The organism is Kitasatospora sp. NPDC042419, assembly GCF_056437345.1.
In genome coordinates this window covers 308,243-331,944 of record NZ_JBWKAW010000002.1, presented here as the reverse complement: position 1 = coordinate 331,944, position 23,702 = coordinate 308,243, and the positions used below count along the sequence as shown (strand labels likewise).

At 71.2% G+C, this 23,702-nt stretch carries 23 protein-coding genes; 13 read left to right on the top strand and 10 right to left on the bottom strand.

The features are described from left to right. Positions 1-17 precede the first annotated feature (17 nt). Genes AC067J_RS05240 through AC067J_RS05210 form a run of 7 tightly spaced genes read left to right on the top strand, consistent with a single transcriptional unit; the run spans position 18 to position 7,154 of the window. Complete coding sequence (locus AC067J_RS05240) at positions 18-1,004, top strand: UDP-glucuronic acid decarboxylase family protein (RefSeq protein ID WP_478296936.1); 987 nt, start codon at positions 18-20, stop codon at positions 1,002-1,004. After that, positions 1,001-1,879, top strand: a complete 879-nt coding sequence (locus tag AC067J_RS05235) for a glycosyltransferase family 8 protein (RefSeq protein ID WP_478296618.1) — start codon at positions 1,001-1,003, stop codon at positions 1,877-1,879. The genes AC067J_RS05240 and AC067J_RS05235 overlap by 4 nt, the downstream gene beginning before the upstream one ends. Further along, positions 1,876-3,366, top strand: coding sequence for a glycosyltransferase family protein (locus AC067J_RS05230; protein WP_478296617.1), 1,491 nt, complete (start codon positions 1,876-1,878; stop codon positions 3,364-3,366). Before AC067J_RS05235 ends, AC067J_RS05230 begins: the two co-directional genes overlap by 4 nt. Positions 3,367-3,380: 14 nt before the next feature. Beyond that, the gene (locus tag AC067J_RS05225) at positions 3,381-3,998 is read left to right on the top strand and encodes an AAA family ATPase (protein WP_478296616.1); all 618 of its coding nucleotides are present in this window, start codon (positions 3,381-3,383) and stop codon (positions 3,996-3,998) included. Further along, the gene (locus AC067J_RS05220; protein WP_478296615.1) at positions 3,995-4,963 is read left to right on the top strand and encodes a Gfo/Idh/MocA family protein; all 969 of its coding nucleotides are present in this window, start codon (positions 3,995-3,997) and stop codon (positions 4,961-4,963) included. Before AC067J_RS05225 ends, AC067J_RS05220 begins: the two co-directional genes overlap by 4 nt. Continuing rightward, positions 4,950-5,918 carry a phosphotransferase family protein gene (locus AC067J_RS05215; RefSeq protein WP_478296614.1) on the top strand — a complete coding sequence of 323 codons (969 nt, stop codon included), beginning with the start codon at positions 4,950-4,952 and terminating at the stop codon, positions 5,916-5,918. The genes AC067J_RS05220 and AC067J_RS05215 overlap by 14 nt, the downstream gene beginning before the upstream one ends. 27 nt (positions 5,919-5,945) lie before the next feature. Next, the gene (locus tag AC067J_RS05210; RefSeq protein WP_478296613.1) at positions 5,946-7,154 is read left to right on the top strand and encodes a DegT/DnrJ/EryC1/StrS family aminotransferase; all 1,209 of its coding nucleotides are present in this window, start codon (positions 5,946-5,948) and stop codon (positions 7,152-7,154) included. Here AC067J_RS05210 and AC067J_RS05205 read toward each other — a convergent pair. The 4 genes from AC067J_RS05205 to AC067J_RS05190 all read right to left on the bottom strand — a co-directional run bounded on the left by AC067J_RS05205 (position 7,144) and on the right by AC067J_RS05190 (position 10,656). Then, positions 7,144-8,205: a phosphotransferase gene (locus AC067J_RS05205; protein WP_478296612.1), complete on the bottom strand. Its 1,062-nt coding sequence runs from the start codon at positions 8,203-8,205 to the stop codon at positions 7,144-7,146. The two genes, AC067J_RS05210 and AC067J_RS05205, sit on opposite strands and share 11 nt — an antisense overlap. A gap of 189 nt (positions 8,206-8,394) precedes the next feature. After that, the gene (locus AC067J_RS05200; protein ID WP_266270072.1) at positions 8,395-9,012 is read right to left on the bottom strand and encodes a hypothetical protein; all 618 of its coding nucleotides are present in this window, start codon (positions 9,010-9,012) and stop codon (positions 8,395-8,397) included. A gap of 54 nt (positions 9,013-9,066) precedes the next feature. Next, positions 9,067-9,702, bottom strand: coding sequence for a hypothetical protein (locus tag AC067J_RS05195; RefSeq protein WP_478296611.1), 636 nt, complete (start codon positions 9,700-9,702; stop codon positions 9,067-9,069). A gap of 222 nt (positions 9,703-9,924) precedes the next feature. Next, positions 9,925-10,656, bottom strand: a complete 732-nt coding sequence (locus AC067J_RS05190; RefSeq protein ID WP_478296610.1) for a hypothetical protein — start codon at positions 10,654-10,656, stop codon at positions 9,925-9,927. 516 nt (positions 10,657-11,172) lie between these two features. On the opposite strand from AC067J_RS05190, the gene AC067J_RS05185 reads away from it, so the two are divergent. Together AC067J_RS05185 and AC067J_RS05180 are read left to right on the top strand one after the other, a co-directional pair. Continuing rightward, positions 11,173-12,675: a hypothetical protein gene (locus AC067J_RS05185; RefSeq protein ID WP_478296609.1), complete on the top strand. Its 1,503-nt coding sequence runs from the start codon at positions 11,173-11,175 to the stop codon at positions 12,673-12,675. Continuing rightward, on the top strand, positions 12,672-13,070 hold the full coding sequence (locus AC067J_RS05180) for a hypothetical protein (RefSeq protein WP_478296608.1): 399 nt from the start codon (positions 12,672-12,674) through the stop codon (positions 13,068-13,070). Before AC067J_RS05185 ends, AC067J_RS05180 begins: the two co-directional genes overlap by 4 nt. Before the next feature lie 457 nt (positions 13,071-13,527). Here the strand turns inward: AC067J_RS05180 and AC067J_RS05175 are convergent, their stop codons facing one another. The 6 genes from AC067J_RS05175 to AC067J_RS05150 form a co-directional block, all read right to left on the bottom strand. Continuing rightward, entirely contained in the window at positions 13,528-15,324 is a 1,797-nt protein-coding gene (locus tag AC067J_RS05175; RefSeq protein ID WP_478296607.1) for an LCP family protein, read from the bottom strand. Positions 15,325-15,754: 430 nt separating this feature from the next. Next, complete coding sequence (locus tag AC067J_RS05170) at positions 15,755-17,194, bottom strand: DHA2 family efflux MFS transporter permease subunit (RefSeq protein WP_478296606.1); 1,440 nt, start codon at positions 17,192-17,194, stop codon at positions 15,755-15,757. A gap of 127 nt (positions 17,195-17,321) precedes the next feature. Next, positions 17,322-17,810: a MarR family winged helix-turn-helix transcriptional regulator gene (locus AC067J_RS05165; protein ID WP_478296605.1), complete on the bottom strand. Its 489-nt coding sequence runs from the start codon at positions 17,808-17,810 to the stop codon at positions 17,322-17,324. A 144-nt stretch (positions 17,811-17,954) separates the two neighbouring features. Then, positions 17,955-19,238, bottom strand: coding sequence for a hypothetical protein (locus tag AC067J_RS05160; RefSeq protein WP_478296604.1), 1,284 nt, complete (start codon positions 19,236-19,238; stop codon positions 17,955-17,957). A 201-nt stretch (positions 19,239-19,439) separates the two neighbouring features. Continuing rightward, the gene (locus AC067J_RS05155) at positions 19,440-21,125 is read right to left on the bottom strand and encodes an RICIN domain-containing protein (protein WP_478296603.1); all 1,686 of its coding nucleotides are present in this window, start codon (positions 21,123-21,125) and stop codon (positions 19,440-19,442) included. 331 nt (positions 21,126-21,456) lie between these two features. Beyond that, positions 21,457-21,696, bottom strand: coding sequence for a chaplin (locus AC067J_RS05150; protein WP_478296602.1), 240 nt, complete (start codon positions 21,694-21,696; stop codon positions 21,457-21,459). A 230-nt stretch (positions 21,697-21,926) separates the two neighbouring features. Here AC067J_RS05150 and AC067J_RS05145 point away from each other — a divergent pair, with 230 nt between their 5' ends. The 4 genes from AC067J_RS05145 to AC067J_RS05130 all read left to right on the top strand — a co-directional run bounded on the left by AC067J_RS05145 (position 21,927) and on the right by AC067J_RS05130 (position 23,613). Further along, positions 21,927-22,178 carry a chaplin gene (locus AC067J_RS05145; RefSeq protein WP_478296601.1) on the top strand — a complete coding sequence of 84 codons (252 nt, stop codon included), beginning with the start codon at positions 21,927-21,929 and terminating at the stop codon, positions 22,176-22,178. 315 nt (positions 22,179-22,493) lie between these two features. Further along, a complete protein-coding gene (locus AC067J_RS05140) occupies positions 22,494-22,736 on the top strand; it encodes a chaplin (RefSeq protein ID WP_478296600.1) in 243 nt (80 codons plus the stop codon). Between the two features lie 110 nt (positions 22,737-22,846). After that, positions 22,847-23,122, top strand: a complete 276-nt coding sequence (locus AC067J_RS05135; RefSeq protein ID WP_478296599.1) for a chaplin — start codon at positions 22,847-22,849, stop codon at positions 23,120-23,122. A gap of 119 nt (positions 23,123-23,241) precedes the next feature. Then, the gene (locus AC067J_RS05130; RefSeq protein ID WP_478296598.1) at positions 23,242-23,613 is read left to right on the top strand and encodes a hypothetical protein; all 372 of its coding nucleotides are present in this window, start codon (positions 23,242-23,244) and stop codon (positions 23,611-23,613) included. Positions 23,614-23,702 lie beyond the last annotated feature (89 nt).

Genomic DNA, 23,702 nt, shown 5'->3' with positions numbered 1-23,702 from the left:
CACTGTCGCCCACGGCAGTGACCAGCGCCTTCGCCCGCCGTACCGCCGTCGTCACCGGGGCCGCCGGGTTCATCGGTTCGCACCTGTGCGAGCGCCTGCTCGACCTGGGTGCGGAGGTGATCGGCGTCGACAACCTGCTGACCGGCCGCCTCGACAACCTGTCGGGCCTGCGCTCGGCCGGCGGCTTCCGCTTCCAAGCCGACGATGTCACTCAGCCGTTCAGCGTGGTCGGGCCAGTGGACTTCGTCTTCCACCTGGCATCGCCCGCATCGCCGCTCGACTACGCCCGCCACCCGCTTGCCACCCTGAAGGTCGGCGCGCTGGGCACACTCAACGCCCTGGAGCTGGCCGAGGCCAAGCACGCCCGGTTCCTGCTCGCCTCGACGTCCGAGGTTTACGGCGACCCGCTCGTGCACCCGCAGCCGGAGCAGTACTGGGGCAACGTGAACCCGGTCGGGCCCCGCAGCGTCTACGACGAGGCCAAGCGGTACGCCGAGGCCCTGACCTCCTGCTTCCAGCGCTCCGGCACCGCCCGCACCCGCATCGTGCGAATCTTCAACACCTACGGCCCGAGGATGCGCGCCGACGACGGCCGCGCCGTGCCCGCCTTCATCCAGCAGGCGCTGGCGGGCGAGCCGATCACCGTGGCCGGCGACGGCAGCCAGACCCGCTCCCTGTGCTTCGTGGCCGACACCGTTGAGGGCCTGCTCGCCGCCGCCACCGCGGAGCACGTCGACCCGGTGAACCTGGGCAACCCGCACGAGATCACCATGCTCCAGCTCGCCGAGAAGATCCGGGCGCTGGCCGGCTCCTCGTCCGCGATCACCTTCGTCCCGCTGCCCGCCGACGACCCGAAGCGCCGCTGCCCCGACATCGCCTCGGCCCGCGCCCACCTCAGCTGGGAGCCCACCACCCACCTGAGCGACGGCCTGCGCCGGACCCTCGACTGGGCCGAGCAGCACTTCCCCCGCCAGGCCGCCACCACCGGAAGGAGCACCTCGTGAATGCCGTCTCCCACCCGCTGCCCGCGATCGTCTGCGGAGTCGACGACGGATACGCCCGCCCGCTGCGGACGCTGATGCACTCGATCGCCGCCGCGCACCCGGGCGCTGTCGACGAGCTCCGCCTGATCGTCCTCGACCAGCAGATCAGCGACGCCAACCGGCGGGCGATCCTGCGGGACGCCGACCGCACGGGCCTGCGGACCGAGCTGCGGCCGGCGCCCATGACCGACCCGCGCTACCCGGTTTCCGACTGGGTGAGCGGCGCGGTGTACGTGCGCCTGGCCATCCCGGAGGTCATCCCCGACGAGCTTCAGGTGCTCTACCTGGACGCCGACACCCTGGTGCTCGGGGACCTGCGCCCGCTGCTGCGGCAGTCCCTCGGCGGGCGCCCGATCGGTGCGGTGCGAGACCCGCAGAACCCGGTCATCGGCCGGGGCATCCAGCTGCCGGGCTGGGAGAAGCTCGGCGTCCCGTACGGCCGGGACTACTTCAACAGCGGCGTCATGCTCATCGACCTCGAACGCTGCCAGCGGCTCGGCGTCTTCGAGCGATCGCGGCAGTTCCTGTCCGAGCACCCGGACAAGGTCCGGTTCTGGGACCAGGACGCGCTGAACTGGGCCGTCGACGGCAACTGGCACCGGCTGGAGCGGCGTTGGAACACCTTCGCCATGTCCCCGCAGGCTAGCCAGCCCGGGTTCGTCCACTACGCCGAGGCCGACAGCCCGCTCGCCCAGCTCCTGGAGGACGAGCAGACCGCCGCCCTGGTTCACTTCGCCGGCCCCGACAAGCCCTGGCAGGACGGCTACCCGGACAGCCGGCTCCGGGATACCTACCGGCTGTTCCACGACTACGCCGACGCGGGAGGAGCCGAGTGAACGGCAGGAAGCCGTTCTGGCGGCGCCCGTCCTGGTGGATCGCCGCCGCCGTGGCCGCGCGAAACGTGAACGGGCTACGGCAGGTCCGCCGGACACTGGCCCGGGTTGACCAGCCGGTCCCGCCCTCGGAGGCGGAGCCGACGGTGCTGCACATCGTTATGCCGGTGCTGCGCGAGCAGCAGCACATCACCGGCGCGTTGGCGTGGTTCGTACCGCTCCTGCGCGACTTCCCGGGTTCGACGCTGACCCTGGCGTCCACGGCGCGCGAGGAACGCGAACGTGCACACCTCGTCGGCCGGCTCGCCGGGGCGACGGCGACTGACCTCAGGTTGCAGCGCTTCCCGCAGCTGACCGACGACGAGCTGGCCGCCTTGGCCGAAGCCCTCGCCAAGACGGGCGAGCGTGCACTCACCCTGGCGACGGCCACCGAGGCCCTGCTGCCCTTCCCCATGACGGCGGACGTCATCGCGAGCGAGATCGCGCGTCTCCGGGAGCCGGTGGTCCGGCACGTCCACTACGAGGGCGACGGGCGGAAGGCCGCGCAGGTGAACGCCGCAGTCGAACAGCTCGCGGCCGACTCCGCGGACGAGTACGTCGCCGTCTACGACGTGGACTCCCGCCCCAGCCCGGAGCTGCTGCAACGCACCGCCGAGTTCCTGTTTCGCCACCGGGCTGAGCACGGCGAGTTGCCTCCCGTCGTCCAGCAGTCCGCCCGCTTCGCCACCCAGGGCGCCGCCGGCACCTGGTGGGAACGAGCCCTGTGCCGAGGCGCTGCCCGAGCGCAGACGCTCTGGACCCTCCGCCGCGAGATCCCCAACCTCCGCCGGTACGCCGACTCCGCCCGCCGAGCGCGAGGAGGTCTGGGCCTGGCCCAGACCGTCGGCCACGGCCTGCTCATCCGAGCCGACGTCTTCCGGCAGGTCGGCGGGCTGCCCGACTTCACCGTCCTCGACGACGTCGCCTTCGGCTACCGGCTCACCCTGGACGGCGTCCCGGTCGACAGCCTCCCCTTCACCACCGCCGTACCGGCGGCCGAGTACCTGCCGGAGCTGCTGCCCCAGGGCGAGCGCTGGTTCCAGAGCTACCTCGACTACCCGCAGTGCGCCACCCGCTGGCACGCCCAGGGCCACGGCAGCCGCCTCGACCACGCCGCGGCGCTCACCATCGGCGCCTACCGGGGCATGGCCTGGCTGCTGGTCTCGCCCGCCACCGTCGGCTGCTTGGCGCTCGCACTGGGACCGCGCACGAGCCCGCCGGTCCGGGCAGCGGCCACGGCCGCGCTCTGGGCGGCCACCATCGCACCGGTCCGGCAACTCGCCAAGGCCGAAGGCCGCCCGCTGGCCGTGCGGGAGACCGCCGTGCAGAGCGCGGAGACGATGGCCGGGCTCCTGCTCAAGAGCATCGGCCCGATGACCGCGCTCGGACGCTGGGCCGTCACCGGCAGCAGGCACTCGGTACTCGCCCCCAAGAGCAACCGCCGTTCCTAGGACAGGGAGACACCGTGATCCTCGGCATCGAGGGCGTCAGCTGCGTCGGCAAGACCACGCTCGCCGCCATGCTCACCCCTCACCTCAACCGGCCCGCCGTCATCCCCTGCTATTTCCACGCCAGCCCCACCCCCGCCCGGCTGCTGGCCCCCGAACCCTTCACCCCGGACCACCAACTCGCTAACATCGCCCAGTTCCTCGACGTCGAAGACCTCCGGCTCGCCCGAGCCCGACAGGCCCTCGCCGAGGGCCGGGACGTGATCCTCGACCGCACTGTGGACACCCTCCTCGCCCACGCTCATGCCGTCGGCCGGATGAACGGCTTCGACTGCGACGACCAGGCCCAGCACGCCGTTACCAGCCGGGCTGTGGCGATGCCCGACCTGACGGTCGTCCTCACCGCAGACCCGGACGTGCTCACCCGCCGGGCCCGCCTGCGCAAGGGCATGCCGGCGATCTTCTACGACCGACACTTCAGCGAGCACTTCAACGCCTACTTCGACCACGCGCTCGCCCCCGCCGTCGTCCGGCTCGACACCACTACCGGCTCGCCCGACGAACTCGCCACGCGCGCCCTCGGCCACCTCCGTCGCCACTGGGCCGGCGAACACCCGATCCGGGAGGCACGATGAAGGCCGCGCTGATCGGCTGCGGCGCCATCGCCGGCCGCTGGGTCCGCTCCCTGCTCGCGGACGGCCGCATCGAGATCGCCGTCCTCGTCGACCCCGACCAGCAGGCGGCACGCGCTCTCGCGGACCGGTACGAACTGAGCCCCGTGTTCGCCACGACGCTCGACGAAACGCTCACACTGGCCCCGGTCGGCGTCGTCGTCAACCTCACCCCGCCTGACCGCCACTACCGCGTCAGCTGCGGAGCCCTCGCCCACGGCCTTCACGTCCTGACCGAGAAGCCCCTGGCCCTGAGCCTGCCCGACGCCCTCGACCTCGTCCACCTCGCCCGCGAGCGCGGCCTGCTCCTGGCCGTCATGCAGAACCGAGGCACCGACCCCGGCTTCCTCGCCTTCTGCGAGACGGTCCACCTCAGCGCCGAGCCGCCCTTCGCCATCACCACCGACACCCTCGTCACCCTTCCCAGCCCGGGCTTCCGCAGCAGCCAGCACCTGCCCGTCACCACCGACCTCGCGGTGCACGCCTTCGACCAGGTCCGCGCCCTGATCACTGCGCCGCCGGCCGAGGTCACCTGCATCGAGACGCCGATCGGCTTCCTCGCCCCGCACAGCGCGATCGCCACGATCACCGTGCGGTTCGCCGACGGCTCCCTGTTCACCTACCGGGGCGGGTACATCGCGGACCCGCTCCTGCGAACCGACGCCAACGGCGACTGGCGCGTGGAGGCTCACGACTTCGCCAGCCGCTGGGCACCTGACCCCACCAGCAGCCGCAAGCCCGCCGAACCCGGCCCGCCGGCGTACCAGCGCTGCATCACCGCCATGGTGGACGCCCTCCACCAACCCGGCACCGCCCCCGTCCCGGCCGTCGGCAACCTCGGCTCCATCGCCCTGCTGGACGCCGCCCTCCGGTCGGCCGCCAGCCGCCGCCCCGTCCCGGTGCCGGAGGTGCCCGATGTCCACCCCTGACACCGTGATCAACCGCCCGCACCCCCTGCTGCTCGACGCGCTCACCGAAGCGGGCTTCGACGCCACCGGCGCGCGCTTCACGACCATGCGGTCGGGAACCGACAGCCTCCCCTTCGCCGCCACCACCCGTGACGGCGACGAACTGGTCGTCAAGGTCCGCCGTGCGGGAAGCCGCTCGCGCTACCCGACCGCCGCCTGGGCCTCCGCCCGGATGCGCGAAGCGGGAATCCCCGCCGCCCGCGTCCTTTGGTACAGCAGAGAGGCCTGCGTCGAGACCCGATGCCCCGGCCAGCCGATCGAAGCGGAGCCGCCGCGACCGCAGGACCTGGACGCCGCCGTCCGAGCCGGCGAAATCCTCCGCCGCCTGCACACCATCGAGGTCAGCAGCTTCGGTCAGCTCGACGGGCAGGGCGTCGGCCAACACTCCACCGTCCAGGGATGGTTCCTCGCCCTACCGGACCGCCGAGCCCCCAGCCTGAACGGCCTTCACCTGCCCGGGCTGCTGAACCGCGCCCGCTTCGTCCTCGAAGCCGGAGCCGACCGCCTCCCGCCGACGACACCCAAACTCCTGCACGGAGACTGGGTCGGCCGCCACCTGTTCACCGACGGCCACCGCATCACCGGAGTCGTCGACCTGGAGAGCGCCCGCGGCGGCGACCCGCTGGCCGAACTCGCCGGATGGTCCCTGCGCGAACCCGCGCCGATGACGGAAGCCCTCCTCGTCGGCTACTTCGACGGACCGTTGCCTGCCGAGAGCCTGCTGCCGCTCGTCCTGTTCCGCCTGCGCATCGCGGTCTCGCTCCTGCACGTTCACGTTGCCTTCGACGACCAGGACATGGTGCGGCTGCGGGCCGCCCAGATCCAGGCCGACCTCGACGACCTCGACCGCGGCCACCTCGCCGCCGTCCCCCGCATCACCCCCCACGAGCACTCCGCCGGACGCCGCCGCCCGTAGGCAGCCGAACCCGACTGGAAGGACGCCATGAACGACCCCAAGGTCACCATCCCGTTCCCCCGTGAGCCCAAGTACGGGCAGGCAGAGAAGGACGCCGTCCTCAAGCTTCTCGACGACGGGCACCTCTCCGAGATCAACCGAGGCCCGGCCACCAACGCCCTCGAAGCGGCCTTCGCCCGCCTCACCGGCACCCGCCACGCGCTGTCGTTCAACTCCGGCACCGCCTCTCTGCACGCCGCGCTCCACGCCGTCGGCGCCAACCCCGAAGCCGGCGTCGCCGTCTCCCCGATGACCTGGATCTCCGCCATCACCGCCGTATTCCAGGCCGGCAGCTACCCCGTCTTCTGTGACATCGAGCCGGACAGCCCCAACATCGCCGCCACGGCGGTCGCCCAGGTCGCCGACGAGTGCTCCGCCGTCCTCGCCACCCACACCTGGGGCATCCCCGCTCGCATGGATCAGCTCGCCAAGGCCACCAACCTGCCGATCGTCGAGGACTGCTCGCACGCCCATGGCGCCACCTACCAGGGCCGGGCTGTCGGCTCCTGGGGAGCCGCTGGGTGCTTCAGCCTCCAGGAGTCCAAGTCCGTCTCCGGCGGCGAAGGCGGCGTCCTGACCACCTCCGACCGGGAGGTCTACGAGCGTGCACTCACCCTCGGCCACCACCCCGCCCGGCTGACCGACGAACTCACCCTCCCTGAACTGAAGCCGCTCGCCGACACCGGAGCCGCCTACAAGTACCGGATGCCCGCCCTCTCCGCCGTCATCGCCCGCCGGCAGCTCCGCTCCCTGCCCGGCCGAATGCTCGCCGCCGAACAGAACCTGACCACCCTCCGCCAGGCCCTGGAGGAACACGACGCGCCCGTCGCCTGGCCGGAGATCGGCGAACTCTCCGTCCGCGGCTGGTACGGAACCCCGCTGACGATCAACCTTCGCGTGCCCGCCCCGAAGACGCTCCACGAGAAGTGTCGGGCCGCCGGCATCCCCCTCCGCTCCCAGTACGAGGACTGGACCCAGACCCCGCTGCTGCAGCGTCTCGACCTGGCCGCCCGATACTGGCCCCACCTCGCCGACAGCCCCTACCAGCCGCCGACCCGGGACGCCCTGCCGAACTACTACAGGGCCCTGCGCCAGATGATCGTCCTCAAGGTGCCGCAGGTCCCCGCCCCGGACTACATGGAGCAGGTGGCCGAAGCCCTCGCGGCCGTCCTGTCCCGCACCGTGCTCACGGCATAGCCGCGAACGCCTCCTGCACGTCCCCGCGCCGCTCCGTCCACCAGGCGAGGAAGCGCTCGGCGGGCAGGAACAGGTGGTCGCAGGAGTGATCGTCGCGGTCGTAGTGGAAGACCAACTGCCAGTAGTCCGACATGCGCTTCCACCACAGCCGCTCCACCGCGTCCGCCAGCGCCGGCACCGGGAGCGAGATCACCGACCGGTAACCGGCCACGAACGCGGATGTCCGCTCCAGGTCGAGGAAGCCGTCCTCACCGCCGAACTGCACCGTGGCGGTGCGGGCGACCTCCTCACCGAACGGCCGGACCCGAATCCGGTCCCAGTCGATCACCCCGGCGATCACGCCGTCGCGCCACAGCACGTTGCGGTGCTGCACGTCACCGTGCGTCCAGCCCACCGGACCGACCGCCACCTCACCGGCCGGGCGCTCGTGCCCGTACTTCTCCAACAGCACCTTGCGCTCGGCCACGGCCGCGGCTGCCTCTCCATCGAACGCTGTCCGACGCTCCAGCCCCGCGATCAGGGTGAGGAACCGGTCCGCCTCTTGGTATGCCTCGGCGGGTGTGGTCACCGCGACGGCCACCTGCTCCGGCCCGGGCGGCAGCAGTCCGTCCAGCCGCTCCTCGTTCAAGCTCCGGTGGATTCGACCAAGGAGAACGCCGAGGTCAGCAGCCTGTCTGATCGAAAGCGTCGTCCCTGGCAGATGGCTCCCCTCCATCCACGGGCTCAAGCAGTACCCGCGGCCGGCGACCTCGACCACTGCATCCCCCGCCGAGGAGACCCTCGCCCTGCCCACCGGCAGCCCATCGTCGGCCAGCCCCGACAGCACAGCCAGGTTCCGCTGCGCCAGGGGCAACGGCACATCCATGATCCGCTTCAACGCGAACGAGCCCTCGGCCGTATCCAGCCGCCAGTTCCCATTCATCAAGCCGTCCGGCAGGAAGCGGCACTCGCGGACCTCACCCAGCCCGAAAGCCTCGCCGAGAACTGTCAGATCCTCTGCGATCTCGCTGTAGCGCGTGCCACTAGGGGCTTCGTACGTCGCTTCCGTCACCCCAAGCAGGCTAGCCGAGCCGAGGGATCGAAGCGGTCGGTTCAGGAGGTTTCAGCCGCCCTCGTCGTGGTTCGGACTACAAGTCCCACCAAGTCGCCGGGTAGGCCTCTTCGTCCGGTAACGCCGCTGAGCGCCAAGGTCAACGGCACTGCCAGTTGTCGCCGGACGCAGATCTGGTGATCGTCGTGGTCATTCTCCGCTCGCTTGGGAGGGGAGCTCGGTGACCACAGTCCACGGCCGGTGTCCGTCGCGGTGGCACTCCGCTCGCAGACGTACAGGCTGCGTTGCGTTGCGGGTGTGCCAGCCCAACGGGTCACCCTCGAACCAGCTCGGAGCTGGCGTGTACTCCATGAGGCGGATCAGTTGCTCACCGCGCTCCAGGCCATCGAGCACGATTTCCCGGCCCGGCTCCATGACGCCGTTGACATCCGGCCGGAAGCGATAGGGCCCCCAGATCATCCGGGCCAGTTCCTGAGGCCGGTGATCAGGATCTGCAGCGAGCGCCGCGTGGTCAATGCCGGCCTCGTCCCGCACCGACAGGATGATCCGATCAAGACGATCGAGACCGACCGGCCCCACCAACTCGATCCGCAGCGCCCTGGGAGAGCCCGAGGAACCATCCAAGGTGAACCGCAGTTCGGGCGTGAGGTCCCGATGCCAGCGATCCCGTTCGATCCTCGTCATCTCCTGAGCCGCCGTTGCGGACGCCGAAGCGGCAGTGGCCGCCTGCCGCGTCGCCCACACCGTCAGACCGACAGCCGCGAGGGCCGCTATCGCGCTGACCGCAGTCCAGAACGTCTCGTCCATGGCGCCGGACGATACTCGTGTCCGGGGTGAGCGGCCATCACCTTCTTCGAGCGCTCAGTGGGCGAGTCCGTCAATCAGCTTGCCGAGGTTGCGCACGGCCCGGGCGGACGCACCCTGGGCTGCCAGCGCACCCAGGACGACGTCTCGTTCCAGCGCCCCCACGCTCTGCAGGCTCTGCAGGATGCGTTGGGCCTGCTCCTTGCCGAATTGGTCGCCGAAGCCGTTGTTCTTGTAGAAGTTCAGTCGCTCGATGGCCTTCGCCACCTCGGGACCGAGCTCTGCTGGCTGCTCATCGGGCCTGGTCAGATCAACCGCACCCAGCTGATTGGCCCAGCCGCGGAGCGGAAAGCCGCCGATACTCTCCACGACGGCGAGCGACGACCCGCGAGCGAGTCCCACGGCGAAGTTGAGAGTCTTCTCGTCCGGAACGTAGGCCAGGACAGGCCCGACGCCACTGCCCACACGACTCCGCGCTGCGCGTGGCGTCGTGACGGTGTGTTCGGCCGCGAAGGTGCGCAACGACGGAATCTGCTGCTCCACGCCGAAAGCGTTCACCACAAGCACACCGGCGGCGTCCTGCTCGGCGCACTCTCGCCGGACCCACGCCACAGCAAGGTCCGCAGCCAGTTCCCAATCCCGCTCGGGATCGTCGTCCGGCACCCAGGCCGCCCGCACGATGCTGTTCGCCATGGTCGAGTCCTCCCCCGCAAACAGATCGCCGACACGCGATCTGACCGATCACGTTAGCGGCCACCTCCGACGCGTCGGAGGTGGCCGCTGTCGGCCGGATCCGGCAGACCTGGACGCCGCAGGGTGAGCCAGAGACCAGCAAGTTCGGCCCGTTCGGTCGGGATGCCCGGCAGTTGTTCTGTCAGGCGGCGCTTGTGGTCATTGGTGTGGGTGGCCAAATACTCAAGCCGAGATTCCCTGAGCAGCCGCGCTCCTGATTTCGGCCTCCGCAAGCTGCGCGGCGAGGATCCTGAGTTTCGGGAGGTATGCCTCGATGTCGTCGATCACCCGGCGGAGGTCGGCAGCGTTGAGATCCGTCCAGTTGTCGAGGAGCATCCCACAGGACGGTTCGCCATCGAAGGTTGCCAGGTAAGCACTGAGATAGGGCCCAACTCGGCCGGAGTTGAGGCGGTCGACCGCCTCAAGGGTGATCTCGGTTCCCTCACAGTCCGAGTGCGGTGCAACACCCTTCACGCACCACGGATGAGCACGGCAGCCATCGACGACGGCTCGAGGGGGTCCGACAGCACCGAGACGCTCGGCCTCTTCATCGATCCGGCTGGCCTGGTCGCGCAGCTGTGCGGCGAATCCGCGAGCCTCGGCCTGGTTCATTTCCAGGTCAGCGCCGTAGCCCCACCCTTCGATGACCGGTTCGCAGCCCTCCTCTGCGAGCCAGGTGCGGCGGACGGTGAAGACCGGTTTTCCGAAGGGACCGTGGATCGTGTGCTCGGGACCGTGGTGATCGAACTGGTTGCACGGAGCCCCATAGCTGGCCGGGGCCGAGTGATCGATGACGCAACCGGGCATCCCGGTGCACCGCTGAGCACCCGACGCAGTAACCCTCAGCCCGGAGGTCCGGCCCGGTAGCACGGCGGGCTGCTCAGGGAGATGGATGGGGAAGGCATTGTCCGGCATATCGCTCCTTAGGTAGCGGGAATCGACCTGTTTCCGACTCTCGCAGCGACCGCCGAGCAACTGGATCTAGATTGGGAAACCGTGCTGACGCACGTCGCCCGGCAGGTAGGTTGCCTGGGCTGCAGGTTCTGTTCCCGGTGGGTATTGCACAGCGCCGGCTCCGATCCATCTGCCAGACAGTCGAGGCGGCCGGGACGCCAGACGCAGGTAGCTGACCAGTCCGGCGGCCACTTGTTCCCTGTCGATCCACTGCTGCAACCGCACGAGCACGGACTGTTTCCTCGTTCGGCGGCTACGACCCACCAGTGCTTGGTACGGTCATCCCGCGATATTTTCTGTGATCATCTGGCTTCGGGGGGTGACCGGATGGCGTCAGGGGGATGGTCGGCAACAACCACTTCCGCCGGACGATTCGGCGAGTCAGGGGCGGGGGACGGCGCCGACCAGCTGAGCGACGGACCAGGTGTCCCGGTCGGATCAGCATCCATGTACACGTTTGCTCCGGGACTTTCGGAGGTGACCCGCAGGCTCTCGGCGATTGCCTACGTGCGGCACGACCACCTGACCGGTTTCGCCACCCGCCTATTGGCGAAGATCAGCGGAGGTCGGGGGAAGGGCAGCACTGGTGGTGAGGACGAGGGAGAACCGCAGGTACTGGTCGGCGAGGACTACGTCAGCTGGGTCCGTCGACGCGTTGTGGTCGGCCGACCCCTGCCGTCCTTCGGATACGACGAGTCCCTGGTACTGGGCCACTGTCTTCGCGCGCAGCGCCTCCGCTACCTGAGACGGCCCTTGATCGCGCTTCTGGCGACCCCCGGAATCGGCCTCGGCCTGCTGCGCTTGGTGTCAGTGGAATGGGCCGCCGGGCTTGTAGCCATCGGCATGTGGCTGGCCTTCTACCTCGACCGACTCGCCGCTCAACAGCTGCTCTACCGGATGAGGCCATCGGAGTTCATGGCGGGCCGCAGCCCACGGCCCGCCGGAACGGCGCACTTCATGGGCAGACGTCTCCAGTCCTGGGCCCTGCCCTACAGCCGGGAGTGGCGAGGCAAGCCCGTTCCGAAGGAGCACTTCATCGGGGCTGGGCGCTTGATCTGGTCCACCGCGTCGATCGGCATCGATGTCGAGCCGGCGCCGAAGCGTCCACCGAAGGAGCCTGAGCAGGCCGAGGGGACCGAGACGATCCTCATCCCGGTGCAGATGGAGAAGCTGGTCGAATCGGGCCAGCAAAGCACCGCCAATGCCTTCAGGAACTTCACGGTGGAGGAGCTCCACGACTTCGTGGCCGCCCGCCTCGTCGACCCCGCTCCGTCACACGCACCGGGGCACCCGTTCGCCAACATCGAGGTGCTGGGCGTTGCCGCTGTCTCCGCCAAACGGTGGGATGGACTCGACGACCCGACCTGGCAGAGCATGGAGTTCCTCGCCGCCGGGCGCCCCGATGGAGGGCCAGGGCCTTACGTAGCCCGGCGCTATCTGTGGGCGCGCATCGTCTCGTGGGGTGGAGAGATGGCCGCCTCGATCCTGGTCAACTTCGCCTACGAGAGCGGCTTCCTCAGGGTCACCGTTCGCCCGCATCTCATGGCCCCGCTCAACAGCGCACTCGCGGCATGGGCAAGCCCGCTCTCGCCACTGTCGTGGCGGTGGCAGCGGACCGCCTGGCTCCAAGCCCTGTTCGACCTGCTGAAGGCTGCGAACCGCCTCATCTCCACACGTATCGCGCCGCTGAAGCCCACGCTGGACCAAGGTGGCCCGGTGAGCCTCCGCGAGGTCTACTCGACCCGGTACATCGACGAGATGCACATGTACGAGGACGCTCGCCGTTACGTGCAGATGATGCAGCGCAGGGTCTTCGACACGGTCGAGGCGTTCCTCGGAAATCACCACATCGACACCCGCTCCTACCAAGCGCAGGCCATGGCCATCTACAACTTCGGCGTCATGGCTGGCGGCGACATCACCGGCAACATCCAGAACGCCCCCGGTGCCGCCGGCACCTTCCAGAGCCAGGAGGCATGATGCCCTTCCGCCGTGAACCCCGCCAAAACCCATCTCCCGCCCACGGCGGCATCAGCGCGGGGGGCAACATCACCGGCAACATCCAGAATGCGCCGGGCGCACAGAACACCACCCAGAGCCAGCACGTGGCCGCCACCGACGACGGAGCAGTCGACGAAGCACGGCAGCAGTTGCAGCAGCTGCGCGAAGCCGTCGAGCGGCACGCCACACAGCTGGCACAGCCGCAAGCCTGCCTCGAAGAGATCTCCGCTGTGGAGCAACGCCTTCACCTGGCTGGAGAGGATCCTGTCGGACTGCGGGTCCTCATGAGCTCGGTGTACCAGCACTGCGGCGGTGTACCTGGTCTGGTCGCCATCGCGGCTCTGGCACAGCAGACGGTCGCCGCGCTGGCTTGAGCCGATGCAGGACGTCGGCACTCGCACCACAGTGCACGTCTACGAGCTCCGACAAGCGCGGCGCAAGGCACTGAAAGCCAGCGCGAAACGAGGGCACATCCAGGGCACATGGGGGTGAAAAACGCCGCTGACCAGCGTCAACTACTGAAGGTAGTTTCCGCTGGTCAGCGGCGTTTTAGCGACGAAACCGCAGGTCACGGACTCGCAGGGGCCAATAGCTGCACGAGTGGCAGGACTTCGCCAACCGCCTCCACGACGCGGGCCACCAGCTGTACTGCCTGGTCTGGCCCTGAGCTCCGTCCGGCCCTGACGCCCGTGGGCCCTCGTACCCGCGGGCCCTGGTACCCGCGGGCCCTGATGCCTGCGGGCCGGCCCCGGCCTCGGGGCCCGGCTCCGCCCCCCCCGGAACGCACGGATCCGGCCCTGACGTGATGTCGGGGCCGGACCTGTCGGCGGGTCAGCCGCCGGAGCCGTAGGTGGTGTTGGCGCAGATGTCGTCGTCGGCCGAGCGGGCCTCCTCGGTGACCGAGGTGGGCAGCGGGGCGGGCTCGGCGGGAGCGGTCGCACTGGCGGGGGCTCCCGAGACGGCGGCGCCGCCGTTGGCGTCGGCGTAGTCCTTGCCGAGCACGAGGCTGATCCCCGCCGCCGAACTGGTCGTCAGGGTGGCCCCGGGGAAGAGCGCGGCGACCTTCTCGGCGTTGGCCTTCTGCCCGGCGCCGTACTCGATCGTGGTGGTCGCCTTGTTGGTGGACTTCGCCGTCATGGTGCCGGTGACGGTGAACTTCGCCGCCTTGAGGGCCTCGCTCGCCTTGCCCGCCAGGCCGTTGACGGTTGTTCCGTTGTACACCGCCACCTTGACCGGGGTCGTCACGGCCGCGGTCGTGGGCGGGGCGGTGGTGGTCGGCACGGCCGGCGCCGGGGCGGCCGGGGTCTCCGGCGCCGCGGGCGCGTCGGGCTGCTGCCCGGTGGCGTCCTTGCCGTCGAGGGTGTGGTCGGCCCGGATGGCCTCCCACAGCTTGTCGGCGTCGGGCTTCACCAGGTCGAGGTTGGCGCCGTGGTAGCGCCACGGCGGGGTGACGAACTTGAGGTCGTGCAGGTCGATGCCCTTGAGCGAGAGGGCGAGGGACATCAGCTTGTCGACCGAGTTCAGGCCCTCGTCGACGCGGAGCGACTTGGTGGCGGCGTCGGCCAGCGGCAGCAGGGTGGTGGGGTCGAGCCCCTGCTTCTTCACGGTGCTGATCATCGAGCTCATGAAGGCCTGCTGACGCTTCATCCGGCCGATGTCGGAGCCGTCGCCGATGCCGTGCCGCAGCCGGACGTAGTCGAGGGCCTTCTGGCCGTCCACCTTCTGCTTGCCGGACGGCAGGACCTGCGCGCCCTTCTTGTTGAGGTTCGGGTTGATGTCGCCCTCGTAGATGGCCTTGGGGAGGCAGACCTCGACGCCCCCGACGGCCTTGGTCATCGAGGCGAAGCCCGCGAAGTCCACGACGATGGTGTGGTCCACCCGGATCCCGGTGAGCTTCTCCACCGTGTTCTGGGTGCAGGCCGGGTTGCCGTCCGGCGAGCCGCCCACCTCGAACGCGGCGTTGAAGAGGACCTCGTCGCCCTTCTGCTCCTTGGTCCACTTCCCGTTGGGCTGCTTGCACGGGGGGATCACGGCCAGGGTGTTGCGCGGGATCGAGACGCCGATGGCGTTCTTGTGGTCGGCGTAGACGTGCAGGAGGATCGTGGTGTCCGAACGGGCGCCCTCGGCGTTGCCGCCGCCGAGGTCGGAGTTCCCCCCGCCGCGGCTGTCGGAGCCGATCAGCAGGATGTTCACCGGCTTGTTGCCGTTGGCGTCCGCGGTGGCCTCCGGCGGGCGGTCCTTGCTGACCGCGTCCTGGTCGAAGGTCTTGATGTTCCCGCTGAGCTTGAAGTAGATCGCGCCACCGGTGCCGGCTATGAGCACCAGGGCGCCGACCGCCGTCCAGCCGACGATCTTCTTGACGTTCCGCTCGGGCTTCTTGCCGCGTCCGCCGGACCTGCGGTGCCCGGAGCCCCCGCCCTGACCGCCGTCGCCGCCCTGGCCACCGCGGCCGCCGCGGCCCTGCGCGGCCTTCCGGGCCTCGGCCCGTCCGCCGGGGCGGGGGGCCGGGATCGAGCCCGTGGCGCCGTCCTTGGCAACGGGAGCCGCGGGTGCCCGGGTGCCGGAGCCGGTGGGGCCGCCCGTGGAACCCGCCGAGCCGGTCGAGCCCTCCGAACGCGGCCGGGCCACGCTGGGCTGACTCCTGTCTCGGCGACCCGACATCCCCGCACCTCTCACGGCTGTGCCATCGAACGAACGGCTGCCAGGGAACGCCCCCCTGGTGCCAGGTGGAGCATACAAGCCGACCGGAAACCGCCTTCGGCCGCGCCGGGTGAGGGGCGCCGTCCGGGGCCGTACGCGGGTGTACCGGGCCGCACCGGGGCCGAGCCCGGGGCCGCACCGGTGGCGTACGGCCCCGGGTTCCGGCCTCCGCGGCGTTCCGCGGCGCGGAGGCCGGCCCGGCCCGGCCCGGCAAGGCTCGACCCGGCAAGGCTCGACCCGGCAGGGCTCCACCCGGCAGGCCCGGGCCGCTCGCCGGGAGCGGTCCGGGCCTGCCGGGTGGAGCCCGCCGTGGAACCCGCCGCGGCCGCGGTCCGGCCGAGCGCCCCCGGCCGGGCGGTCACTTCGCCGGGCGCAGCACCACCGCCGTGAGCGCGAAGGCCAGCACGAGCAGCCCGGTGGCCACCGCGAAGGCGAGCCGGAAGCCGTCGGTGAGGGCCTCGGCGGCGGGGTGGCCGGCGGCGGTGAGGTCGGCGGCCCGGGAGCTCGCGAGGGTGGAGAGCACCGCCACCCCGAGCGCCGCGCCGACCTGCTGGGTGGTGTTGAAGAGCCCGGACGCCGTCCCCGCGTCGGCCTCCCCCGCGCCGGACATGCCCAGCGTGGTGAGGCCCGAGAGCACCAGCCCGCCGCCGCCGACGAGCAGCATGGTCGGCAGCAGGTGGACGGCGTAGCCGGCGTCGACGGGCAGCCGGACCAGCAGGCCGAGTGCCGCGACCAGCAGGGCCAGGCCGGCCAGCAGGACGTTGCGCTCGCCGAACCGGGCGTTCAGCCGGGCGGAGAGCAGCAGCGAGACGGCGCCGACCGCGACGGCCGCCGGGAGCATCGCGAGACCGGTGGCGGCGGCGCCGTAGCCGAGCACGTTCTGCAGGTAGAGGGCGACCAGGATCTGGAAGCCGAACAGCCCGGAGACGGCCAGCACCTGCACCGCGTTGGCGCCGGAGACGGCCCGCGAGCGGAACATCCGCAGCGGCAGCAGCGGGTGGGCGGCGCGGGCCTGGCGGACCAGGAAGCCGGCCAGCAGGGCGGCGGAGAGCGCACCGAGGCCGAGGGTGCGCGCGGAGGCCCAGCCGTGCTCGGCGGTGCCGACGATGGTGAAGATGCCGAGCATCAGCGCCGCGGTGATCAGCACGGCCCCGAGGGCGTCGGCCCCGGCCCGCAGTCCGGGGCCCCGGTCGGCGGCCAGGACGCGGCCGGCCAGCACCGCGGCGGCCAGGCCGAGCGGCAGGTTGATCAGGAAGATCCAGTGCCAGTCCAGGGCCTCGGTGAGGACGCCGCCGAGCACCTGTCCGATCGAGGCGCCGGCCGCGCCGACGAAGCTGAACGCGCCGATGGCGCGGCCGCGCTCGCCCGGCTCGGGGAAGAGGGTGACGATCATGCCGAGGCTGACCGAGGAGGCCAGCGCGCCGCCGACGCCCTGGAGGAAGCGGGCGGCGATCAGCATCCCCTGGTCGGTGGCGAGTGCGCAGAGCAGCGAGGCCGCGGTGAAGAGGAGGAGGCCGGCGACGAACACCTTCTTGCGGCCGACGAGGTCCCCGAGCCGGCCGGCGAGCAGCAGCAGCCCGCCGAAGGCGATCAGGTAGGCGTTGACGGTCCAGGTGAGGTCGGCGGAGGTGAAGCCGAGGTCCTGCTGGATGGCCGGCAGGGCGACGGTGACGATCGAGCCGTCCAGGATGATCATCAGCATTCCCGCGCAGAGCACCGCCAGGGCGAGCGCGCGGGAGCGGGCGGGTGCGGCTGACGCCTTGTCGGCGGTCTGCCGCACGGGGGCGTGCGTGGTCATGGCGGGTCTCCCGGTTCGTCGAGTACCGGGAGAGACGCTAGCAGATTGTTTTGTTCGGGACTATCTTTCTCGGGAAAGTCCCTGGAGGGATCGTCCTCTTTGTGACTTCCTCGCCCTTCGGCTCCCGTCAGCTCCGGGAACGGCGCGCCCGGCGGACCGTGCGGTCGCTCTCCACCGGCTCCGCCAGCGCGCCGCCCACCAGCCGGGTCAGCGCCGCGACGAAGACCGTCCGCTCGTCCCCCGGGAGCGACTCCAGCACCTCCCGGTGCACCCGGTCCGCGATCGCCGTGCCCTGCACGACGGCCCGCTCGCCCGCCTCGGTGACCGAGATGATCCGGGCCCGGCGGTCGGTGGCGGACGGGCGGCGCTCGGCCAGCCCGGCCTTCTCCAGCTCGTCCACCGTCACCACCATGGTGGTCTTGTCCAGGTCAGCGAGCTCGGCCAGCTGGATCTGGGTGCGCTCGGTCTCCATCGCGTGGAAGAGCACGCAGTACGCGCGCGGCGTGATGCCGAGCTCGGTGAAGGCGGCCGCCATCCTGGTCGCCAGGACGTGGCTGGCGTGATCCAGCAGGCCGGAGATGTCGCGGATCTGGCGCACGGGCGGGCTCGTCGTCATGCTTCCGAGGTTAGCAACGCCGTCCGCTGGCGGATGATCCCGTGCGGGAGCGATGGCGGGGCGACGGCGGGGCGGGGGCTGGAGCGACGGCGGGGCTGGAGCGACGGCGGGGCGGAGCCGCGGCTCCGCCCGGACGCGCCCTCCCTACGGGATGCCGAGCTCGAACAGCGCGTACCCGGCGTACCAGCCGGCCGCCACCGCGGGCATGGCGAACAGGCCCGCCACCGTCGTCGGCCGCAGCCGGCGCAGCGCGATCGCCAGGCCGATGAACAGCGGGAAGGCCGGCAGCAGGTAGCGCGAGATGTTGCCGTAGATCTGGTTGCTGCTCAGCGCGGTGAACAGGGTGAGCAGCGTGTAGACCACCAGCACCAGCGGCGGCCGCAGCCTCAGCAGGAGCACCAGCAGCCCCGGCAGGGCGATCAGCAGGGCCACCGCGATCAGGTCCGGCGCGGGGTTGGACTGCCAGAACGTCCAGTGCCCGGTGACCACGTCCAGGGTGGTGCGGGCGGTCGAGGCGCCCCAGTCGAAGTACCGGTTCCAGGCCCCGCGCTGCAGCTTGAAGTAGCCGGTCCAGTCGCCCATCCGGTAGCCGACCCAGGCGACGTACCAGAGCAGGCCCCACGGGGTGATCATCATCGCGGTCAGCGGGCGGGCCACCCCGTCGGTGCGCCGGACCAGCGCCACCAGGGCGGTGATCGAGACCGCCGCGATCAGCGCCGCGGCGGTCGGCCGGTTGAGCCCGGCCACCAGGGCGAGCGTCCCGGCGGTCAGCCAGCGGTGGGTCATCACGCAGTAGCAGGCCCAGGCGGACAGGGCGACGAAGAGCGAGTCCGAGTAGACCGCCCACTCCACTCCCGAGCCCGGGAAGAGCCCCCAGATCACCGCCGCGATCACACCCGCCCGGAACCCGCCGAGCCGCTCGGCGATCGCGAAGATCCCGGCCGCCGCGACGAACGAGGCGAGCACCGATACGACGATGCCCGAGCCGTACGGGCCCAGCCCGGTGACCGCCCCGACCATGCGCATCAGCCAGGGGTAGAGCGGGAAGAACGCGGCCGAGTTCTCGTAGTAGGTGGCCAGCGGGTAGCCGTGCAGCGGGATCAGCTGCGGGTCGTAGCCGTTCTCGGCGATCCGCTGGTACCAGATGCCGTCCCAGGTGCCCAGTACGTCCCACGGCTGGGCACCGCCGCCGCGCCCCGGGTCCTTCTTCAGGAAGTCCTCGGTGTGCGAGAGCAGCAGGAGGAAGACGGTCAGCCCGGTCGCCTTCACCACCGCGTACGCGCCGAGCGCGGGCGCGAACCGGTCGACCGCGGCGGCGAACCGCCCCTGCTCCGGCTCCGTGCCGACCGTCCGCTCCGCCGTCTCCGGGGAGGCCGGCGGCATTCCCGCGCCACCGCCCGACGACTCGGTGCTCGATGCCGTGCTCATCAGCTCTGGACTCCCCGCCCCACTCGCGACCGGCGCGCCGACCGACACAGCGACGCCGGGCGAGCCTACGACACCACCCTTCCCCGCCCCACCCCAACCTTCCGTGTCCGTCCCTCCCTCCCCGGAGGGCCGGACCGGACGGCGGCGCGACGGGGCCGCCGCCGCCCCGGGCAGCGGGGCGGCGACGGCCTGGAGGGGCGGTCAGTCGTGCAGGTGGGCGATGCCGAGCTTGGTGAGCCGCCAGAGCTGGGCGGGGGCGCCGGTGTCGGCGGCGAGCTCGACGAGCGGGTTGCCCCTGGCGTCGAGCCGGCCGGAGGCGGTGACGACCTTGCCCTGGTCCTGGGAGTCGGCGAGCTTCCAGAGGCCGTCGCCGGCCGGCTTCACGAACCAGTGCTGGTTGCCGCCGCCGTTGCACCGCCACTGCTGGATCCGGGTGCCGGGGGCGGTGGAGCCGCCGTCGGCGTCCAGGCACATGGCGCGGTTGCCGCTGAAGCCGAGCTCGTGGCTGCCGCCGGCCCCGACCTCCAGGACGAAGGACTGGTTGAGGCCGCCGGTGGCCGGATGGGTGATGGCGGCCCGGCCGTTGGTGGCGTCCCCGTACGTCCCGCCGCCGCTGAGGTCCAGCACCCGGCCGTCGGCCGCGTTGGTGAGCTGGTACCAGGCGCCGTCCTCGGGCACGTCGGCGATCGGCCTGCCGGGGGTGAGCGGTTCGATCGAGGTGGTGTTCCGCTGGTCGAGCGTGCAGTAGGCCTGGGCGAGGTCGGTCCGGGCGTAGAACCGGCCGAGGCAGACGCCCTCGCCCCGGTAGCCGGCCACCCGCAGGTGGTACGACTGGCGGACCATGTTCATGCACAGGCCGGGGATGCCGATCTGCTGGTCGCAGCCGTTGCGGACCCACTCGGAGAGGTTGATGACGTCCCCGTTGGTGTACTCGTACGGGGAACTGGTCCACCCCGCGCAGACCTCGTGCCCGAAGGCGACCCGCCGCTGGTCGAGGTAGCGGACGCCGGGCACCTGTTCGACCGCGCCGCGCAGTGCGTCGCTGAAGAGCGGCACCACCCAGTTGTGGCCCCAGGCCAGGTCCTCGGGGAAGGCCGGGCAGCCGTCGGCGATCTTGCCGAGGTAGTCGTTGCGCCGGATGTCCGGGGTGATCGGGTTGAAGTACGACTGGTAGACCAGCTGGTACGAGTCGTCGGCGTAGCCGGCCCTCCGCATGGTCTGCCGGATGTTCTGCAGTGCGGCGACCACCTTGAACCGGACGTTCTGCGCCCGCCGGGTGATCTCGGCGCTGCCGATGGTGTCGCGACAGCCCTGGTCCTTGGGGATCGGGAAGTACTGCGCGAGGCAGTGCATCATGATCCCGCTGAAGTCGAAGTCGTCGTTGGCGCCGATGGTGACGACGACCAGCTTCACGTCGTACCGGGCGGCCACGCCGGCGAGTTGGACGTCCTGCTTGGCCTCGCCGAAGTCGCCGCTGCCGGGGCCGGTGATCCTCGCCAGCTCGGGGTCGCTGACCAGGTCGCCGGTCTGGGCACCGGAGCAGGCGAGGTCGATCGGGGTGACGCCGGGGATGTCGGTGACGAAGATCTCCGACTTGGGGTGCCGGTGGCAGTAGTTGGTGGGGCTGTCGGTCTCGGGGAAGTAGCCGTCACCGGTGTCGGTGCCGGCGCCCTCCCCGGAGATGGCGCTGTCGCCCAGGGCGACGATCGCGGCCGGGCGGGTGGCGGCGGCCGTGGGGGCGGCCGGGGCGTTGTCGGCGAGGGCGGCGGGGGTTCCGGCCAGGCCGAGGGTGGCGACGAGGGCGCCCGTCGCCAGCAGCGCACCGTAGGGGGAGCGGCGCGCGACCGTCCTGTTCCGCCGCGCACCTGCCCATCGTGACCTGATCACACGCGACTCCTTGCGGGTGGGGGCCGCCCGACCGGGGGGTGCCGGACGGTTCGGAGCGTGGGAGCTTCGGAGCGAAGAAAGGTGAGCAGGTCTCATATTCTAGGTACTGACAAGTAATGCAACAAGGCTCGTGACAGCACCGGCAGTTGACGCCGCGCCGACGGAGCCGACGGAGCCGCCGGAGCCGCCGGAGCCGTCCGGACCGGACGGCAGGACCGGACGGGCCGCGCGCGACGGACCGGCCGGCCCCGGGCACGCCGAGAGCCGCCGCCCCGCACCCCAGGAGGGAAGCGCGGGAACGGCGGCTCGCAGCGGCCGGACCGGACGCAGGTCAGCCGTTGTTGACGCAGGTGTTGCCGAACGCGGGGTTCAGCAGGCCGATGATGTCGATGGTGTTGCCGCACAGGTTGACCGGGACGTGAACCGGAACCTGCAGCTGGTTGCCGGAGATGACACCGGGGGAACCCGCGGCAACACCCTCCGCACCGGAGCTGGCCATCGCGGTGCCGGCACCGGCCGCCACGATGCCGACCACAGCGGCGCCGACGGCGGCCGTCTTCTTGATGCTCATAAGAGCCTCCTGACTGTTCGACAGAGATGCACGGGGAGTGCGACATCTCCAACGAGACCCGGTCGAGCCGGTTGCGAGGGCACCCTCACTGTCACCCATCCGGAGGAACGGACCGGCTCACCAGGCATTCGGGTGATCACCACATCCGACCGTTTCCCCCCGGGCGCTGCCTCGTTCTCCCTGGCGGAACACGCTCCACCCCGCCCTCTACGACGAATCGAGTCCTGCACATGCGCAAGCTCGCCAACGGCGTCCTCGGCACCGCGGCCACCGTCGCCCTGCTGGCCGCCGGTGCCGGCGCTGCCGCCGCCCACCACGCCCACGGCGCGTCCGCCGAGGGCGTCGCGGCCGACTCGCCCGGTGTGGCTTCGGGCAACCAGCTCCAGGTCCCGGTGCACATCCCGGTCAACCTGTGCGGCAACTCGATCGACGTGGTCGGCGTGCTCAACCCGGCGTTCGGCAACACCTGCGTCAACGCCTGATCCCGGGCGGCACCGCCGCCCGGCCCGCCCCGCCGGGCGGCATCTCGACTCCGGGAGATCCGACGCCGGTCCAAGCCCGTCCGGAATTCCTCCTGGTCGCGCGTCTGCACGAATTCTTCCCGGCCGTGCGGGAATTGTTCGCGGCGCGCGGTGAAGCGGCGGCCGACCATCGCCCGAGCCATGGGCGACACGCGTCACCTGGGCCGCCCGAGTGACAATCACGGCATTCCCAGAAGCCAACGGGCAAGGATTTCACCTCGCCCGGCTCCCGACTATTTCCACTGACGGTCGGGCAGAAAACGGAGGAAGAACCACATGCGTAACCTCAAGAAGGCCGCCGCCCTGTCCCTCGCCACCGCCGGTCTGGTGGTCGGTGCGGCGGGCGGCGCGTTCGCCAGCTCCGGTGCCCAGGGCGTCGCCGCCGGCTCCCCGGGTGTGCTCTCCGGCAACCAGATCCAGATCCCGGTGCACATCCCGGTCAACGTCTGCGGCAACTCCATCGGGATCATCAGCATCCTGAACCCGGCGTTCGGCAACACCTGCATCAACCACGGCTGACCGGTCGGTCGCCGCACCGGCGACCACCGCGTCACCGCATCCGTGCCGCACCCCGCCACCGGCGGGGTGCGGCCCGCTCCACCCGTGTGTGATCGAGGAGATCAACCCCCATGCAGAACGTGAAGAAGGCCGCCGTCCTCTCCGCCGCCGCCGCCGGCCTGGTGATGGGTGCGGCGGGCGCCGCCTCCGCCAGCTCCGGCGCGGAGGGCGTCGCCGCCGGCTCGCCCGGTGTCGTCTCCGGCAACCAGCTCCAGGTCCCGGTGCACATCCCGGTCAACCTGTGCGGCAACTCCGTCAACGTCGTCGGCCTGCTGAACCCGGCGTTCGGCAACACCTGCATCAACGCCGAGGCGGACCACCACCACCACGTCGAGGACGACTGCTGATCCCGATCGGCACGCGTTCCGGCCGCACTGCCCCCCGGCCCACCGGCCGGGGGGCGGTTCGGCGTATCCGGGCGCGGTCCGGCCGCCCCGGGACCCACTCCCCCGAAGGGTGATTCCGCATGGTTTCGAAGAAGAGCGGGGCCGGCCTCGCCGCCGCCCTGGGTGCCGCGATGCTGCTCGGCGGCGGTGCGGGTGCCGCGCACGCGGCCCCGGCCGAAGGCGGCGCGGCGCTGGCCAAGACCGACCTCGCCCAGGCGCTCGGCGGCACGACCACCGGCCTCGGCTACGGCGTCGCGCCGGTCAAGGACCTGCGCCTGGACCCGTGGGCCAACTCCTCGGCCGACGTGCTGAACAACGGCGCGACCGTCCGGCCGGAGAACACCGGCCTGGCACCGATCGGCACCGAGACGCTCACCGGCCCGCTCAGCGCGGGCGGCGGGCCGCGCGACCTGCCGGTGGTCGGCCAGCTGCTCGGCGCACTGCCCGGCTGAGCCGGCACACCCCGCGGCCGTACGCGCGAGAGCCCGGCACCCCCTTCGGAGCGGGGTGCCGGGCTCTCGCGCGTGCTGCGGCGCGGGGT

Bases quoted from the DNA above. Each gene is read 5' to 3' on its own strand.
- AC067J_RS05220 (WP_478296615.1), top strand. From the start codon at position 3,995: ATGAAGGCCGCGCTGATCGGCTGCGGCGCCATCGCCGGCCGCTGGGTC.
- AC067J_RS05215 (WP_478296614.1), top strand. From the start codon at position 4,950: ATGTCCACCCCTGACACCGTGATCAACCGCCCGCACCCCCTGCTGCTC.
- AC067J_RS05210 (WP_478296613.1), top strand. From the start codon at position 5,946: ATGAACGACCCCAAGGTCACCATCCCGTTCCCCCGTGAGCCCAAGTAC.
- AC067J_RS05200 (WP_266270072.1), bottom strand. From the start codon at position 9,012: ATGGACGAGACGTTCTGGACTGCGGTCAGCGCGATAGCGGCCCTCGCG.
- AC067J_RS05195 (WP_478296611.1), bottom strand. From the start codon at position 9,702: ATGGCGAACAGCATCGTGCGGGCGGCCTGGGTGCCGGACGACGATCCC.
- AC067J_RS05190 (WP_478296610.1), bottom strand. From the start codon at position 10,656: ATGCCGGACAATGCCTTCCCCATCCATCTCCCTGAGCAGCCCGCCGTG.
- AC067J_RS05180 (WP_478296608.1), top strand. From the start codon at position 12,672: ATGATGCCCTTCCGCCGTGAACCCCGCCAAAACCCATCTCCCGCCCAC.
- AC067J_RS05170 (WP_478296606.1), bottom strand. From the start codon at position 17,194: ATGACCACGCACGCCCCCGTGCGGCAGACCGCCGACAAGGCGTCAGCC.
- AC067J_RS05165 (WP_478296605.1), bottom strand. From the start codon at position 17,810: ATGACGACGAGCCCGCCCGTGCGCCAGATCCGCGACATCTCCGGCCTG.
- AC067J_RS05160 (WP_478296604.1), bottom strand. From the start codon at position 19,238: ATGAGCACGGCATCGAGCACCGAGTCGTCGGGCGGTGGCGCGGGAATG.
- AC067J_RS05150 (WP_478296602.1), bottom strand. From the start codon at position 21,696: ATGAGCATCAAGAAGACGGCCGCCGTCGGCGCCGCTGTGGTCGGCATC.
- AC067J_RS05145 (WP_478296601.1), top strand. From the start codon at position 21,927: ATGCGCAAGCTCGCCAACGGCGTCCTCGGCACCGCGGCCACCGTCGCC.
- AC067J_RS05140 (WP_478296600.1), top strand. From the start codon at position 22,494: ATGCGTAACCTCAAGAAGGCCGCCGCCCTGTCCCTCGCCACCGCCGGT.
- AC067J_RS05135 (WP_478296599.1), top strand. From the start codon at position 22,847: ATGCAGAACGTGAAGAAGGCCGCCGTCCTCTCCGCCGCCGCCGCCGGC.
- AC067J_RS05130 (WP_478296598.1), top strand. From the start codon at position 23,242: ATGGTTTCGAAGAAGAGCGGGGCCGGCCTCGCCGCCGCCCTGGGTGCC.